Raw genomic sequence first — 2,864 nt, forward strand, 5'->3', positions numbered from 1 at the left:
CCATGCCCGGGCGCAACAGCTCGGTGGTGGGCTGCAGCTCAAAGTCAACCGTGCAGCGCCACTGGCCCGACAGGCGCTGGGGGTCGGACAGGGCCTGGAGCGCCGAGGGGGACAGGCCGCCCACACCGCCCACACCCCCAACCCCCCCCACATGCCCAGCGCTGCGCCCCGTGTCCTCGCTCACGTTCTCGACCAACAAGCGGGTGCAGCCTGCGGCGATGCCGCGCACATGGGCCGAGCCCCGGGCACGCTGGCCGCCTTGGCGCAGGGCCTGCATGCGCAGGCGCGCCAGGTGCTGGCCTTGGGGCTCGGTTTGATGGCCTTTTCCCAAAGTTGACTTACTGCATATCGATAGGGCACTTCCGCAGCAGTTTGCGTGCCGTCGGAATATCTGGGACGAAGTTGTTCTCACCCAGGCAGCGGTTGTCTTCGGTCACGGTGATTTTTCCATCTTGTTCACGAATGCGCAGCAATCGGGTGGTTTCGAACGAGTTGCTACCGATCGCTTCGATGCTGCCAGCCAAGGGCCTGTTGGTGAAGCCGTATCGCAAGGTCATCAACAAGCTACCCGTTTGCCTATTGCCCATGCCATAACCAAGTGGAACTTGACAGTTTGTAGGAAAGCCGGGTACTTCTCCCGGAATTTCAAAGCGATGTACGGCTCGAACTTTCAAGTCCGTATCCACAATGGTCAGATCACAAACGGAGTGTCCGATTTGGCCTTCTGCGCATGATCGCGGGTGGAGCCCTCGCCTTTTCAGTTCTTCGACGGGTAAAGATGTGCAGGTGTCACCCTCAAACCGCTGGGGTTGGTATGCGACGATGCCGGTGCTGTAAATCTTCCCGTTGATTTCCACGGTTGGTGAAAATAAACCCTGGCTAACTCTTATAAAGTTCTTATAAGAGCTACGCGTTTTGGCGTCGAGCTTTATTACTTCAGCTGGATCGAAATCTTTGTTGATGCGTTGCACTTCTTTGACGAAAGCATCCTCCTCTTGATTGCTCAAAATACGAAACGATGACTTTTCGGAAGGAGCGACAGCTGTCGATCCATGTACCACTATGGACAAACAACTCGTCAACATAAAAACCATTAAATTTTTCATTCAGGCACCTTTTGAAAATTTCTCATAAGCCTTTTGCAACTTTTCGTCGTAACTGAACTTTTTGTAATCAGGTCCGTTGTAAATCCGGGCAATAGTAGGCCAGTCTTTGGTTTGAACTGCACGCTTGAGTTTGGGGTTTTCGGAGATGAAATTTCCTAGAGCTTCGAGTTGGGTTTTTTCGCTGGTGCACATGGCGACAATGAATTTCTGTAAGGTCAGAAATCTAGCGGCTTTATAGTTCGCTCCCATGATCTGAAACGCACCCCAAGAGACCGATTTCAACGCGGCTTCAGGATCGAGCCGATAGGCCTTTGCCAGGCGCAGATAAGCTTGGTCATAGCTGCCATATTGCCCCGGACCAAAGCCAGTGGGCCAGCAAATGTCAGGGTCCTTGTCATGCGGACTGCTACAGCCGGGCACGCCTTCGCCATGGTATTTGCGCTGCCTGGTGTTGAAGTGGGGGCCATTGACGCAGGTCAGCCTGTGAAAGTACTGTCGCTCATATTGCAAGGTGGGCACCCGTTTGCCGTTTTGCAATTTCTTGCTGTAAAAAGCCCCTTTTGGCGCTTCAATGGCCTTGATGGCCTTGAGGGTGGCGACTTCACATTCGACAATTCTTCCTGCAACATCACGCCAATCATTTTCAGTGAGTTCCTCGTCCTTGTAATTGTCAAAATAAGCAAGCAAGTCTTGCGGAAAATCTGCTGTCAGCACGGTGGTGTTGTGGTGTTGACTGCTTGGGCTCTGATGCACAGGATGGCCTGCGCGCACCGGTTTACCTTGGGGTTTTCCGTTGTGCCGCCGATTGGGACTGAAGGCGGGCTGAAAAGGTTTTTCTGCGGCCTGTTCATCGTGTGGCTGCAAACTGGTCTTAAAGCTGATTCCTTTAGATACCAATGTGACCCACTGCTGGCCCAAGCCGGAGCGCACCGCTTGAATCTGTTTCCAAGTACCCGCTGAATTTTTAATGAATATTTCCACAAGCGTTTCTGCGCTGCTGGTGGTGATCAAAGGAAGCAAGCCGCGCTGGTCGCTTGAGAAAGATTGCGAAAGGCCATCAAATTTCAACATCAGTTGAAGCCCCTCAATGGGGTAACGCAAAGCATCCAACACCATGACGCGAACCGAGAAAGCATGCTTTTTATCAAGGTAAAGCACTTGTCCGACTTGCAAGGCATTGGGATTGGATAAGCCGTTGATTTCGACCAGTTCCTGTACGGCTTTTCCATGCTGGCGCGCAATTTTTGAAAGCGTGTCCCCGCTCTGCACTGTATAAATCGTGTTCATGCCAATCCCCCTTGATTGGTTTCGTCCTCATTGATGAATTTCATTTCAACCATCCACCCGCCCGAAGATTGGTGAATATTCAGCTCTTTGGTCTGCGCCGCAAACAAATAAGTTTTTGCCTGTGGGCCTTGGTTGCCAAAGCGAGCGAGCAACTCAGTTTCTTCATAACTGCTGAGCATGTCGATCGGCGGAGTGTCTTCAAATAACCATTCCGCATTGACCAAGGCAGTCGGATCGATGCGCTGGCTAAAGTTCGCCTTGTCCGGGACCCGTGGCATGCCCTTCAAGGTCGGCACCGCCGCACTCTTAGGCCCGTTCATGCTGTGACTGCCCGCATGCGCTGCCCAGCTGCCGCTGGTGCCGTCTTCAATGCCGCTGCTGTTGAACACCGTGTAGCTGCCCCCGCCGTTGATGACCACCTCTTCTTTGGCCTCGATGTGGATGCTTGTCGCTGTGGCGGTGATCTTGAGT

3 protein-coding genes and 1 pseudogene are annotated in these 2,864 nt (G+C 53.1%); all 4 read right to left on the bottom strand.

Features of this window, described 5'->3' with window-relative positions; translation table 11 throughout:
* A pseudogene (locus tag ACIQ39_RS19125) lies at positions 1-331 on the bottom strand (hypothetical protein); the annotation flags it as partial.
* A 7-nt stretch (positions 332-338) separates the two neighbouring features.
* A complete protein-coding gene (locus tag ACIQ39_RS19130; protein ID WP_396436168.1) occupies positions 339-1,106 on the bottom strand; it encodes a hypothetical protein in 768 nt (255 codons plus the stop codon).
* Positions 1,107-2,393 (bottom strand): N-acetylmuramidase domain-containing protein, encoded by a 1,287-nt coding sequence (locus ACIQ39_RS19135; RefSeq protein ID WP_396436169.1) that lies wholly within the window; start codon positions 2,391-2,393, stop codon positions 1,107-1,109. It lies immediately after the preceding gene.
* Positions 2,390-2,864, bottom strand: a 475-nt coding sequence (locus tag ACIQ39_RS19140; RefSeq protein WP_396436170.1) for a DUF2345 domain-containing protein, incomplete at its 5' end; no start/stop codon positions are given. The genes ACIQ39_RS19135 and ACIQ39_RS19140, both read right to left, overlap by 4 nt.

The organism is Limnohabitans sp. (genome assembly GCF_044361645.1).
In the GTDB taxonomy this organism is placed as follows: domain Bacteria; phylum Pseudomonadota; class Gammaproteobacteria; order Burkholderiales; family Burkholderiaceae_C; genus Limnohabitans_A.

Coding starts and splice junctions, on each gene's coding strand:
- ACIQ39_RS19130 (WP_396436168.1), bottom strand. CDS start 1,106: ATGAAAAATTTAATGGTTTTTATGTTGACGAGTTGTTTGTCCATAGTG.
- ACIQ39_RS19135 (WP_396436169.1), bottom strand. CDS start 2,393: ATGAACACGATTTATACAGTGCAGAGCGGGGACACGCTTTCAAAAATT.